This window comes from Flavobacterium sp. UGB4466, from assembly GCF_903469665.1.
Taxonomy (GTDB): domain Bacteria; phylum Bacteroidota; class Bacteroidia; order Flavobacteriales; family Flavobacteriaceae; genus Flavobacterium; species Flavobacterium lipolyticum.
This window is the reverse complement of the sequence record NZ_CAGKLC010000260.1, coordinates 1-633: the sequence shown is the minus strand read 5'-3', so window position 1 is coordinate 633 and position 633 is coordinate 1. Positions and strand designations below refer to the sequence as shown.

1 pseudogene is annotated in these 633 nt (G+C 43.8%); it reads left to right on the top strand.

The annotated features are described in order from the left end of the window. Positions 1–633 (top strand): annotated as a pseudogene (locus JO950_RS21965) (RHS repeat-associated core domain-containing protein); the annotation flags it as partial.

Genomic DNA, 633 nt, shown 5'->3' with positions numbered 1-633 from the left:
CGAAGGCTGGCTCATTACCAAATACGATGCTTTTGGCAGACCTGTTTATACGGGTTGGAGCAGTCAGCCTTCCAATGCGGTGACCAGAAAAGCACTGCAGGACGCCCAAAATACAGCCAATGTTATATTTGAAACGAAAAAGACCTCAGGAACCATAGATGCTATTTCGGTATATTACAGTAATGACATTGCTCCGACTAATTTTAAGCTTTTAACGGTTACTTATTACGATAATTATGCTTTTCCCAATGCAGAAAGCCGGCCTACTACAATTGAAGGACAGACCGTTTTAGACAATGTCAAAGGTTTGGTAACCGGAAGCTGGGTAAGAGCTCTGACTACTGCCTCAGCTGCATTGGGAGAGGCCACTACCACTTTTTACGATACCAGATCCCGTGCGGTGAGAACCCGGACTCAAAATCACTTGGGAGGTTATACCAATACCAACAGCAGTTTAGATTTTACCGGGAAGTCGCTCTATAACATTACCAAACACAAGCGTACCTCAGGAGATACAGAACTCACCATAAGAGAAGAATTCACCTATTCGCCTCAGGACCGTTTACTCACCCATACCCATCAAATCAATGGTGGAACTGTTGAAGTTTTGGCGAACAATACTTATGATGATCT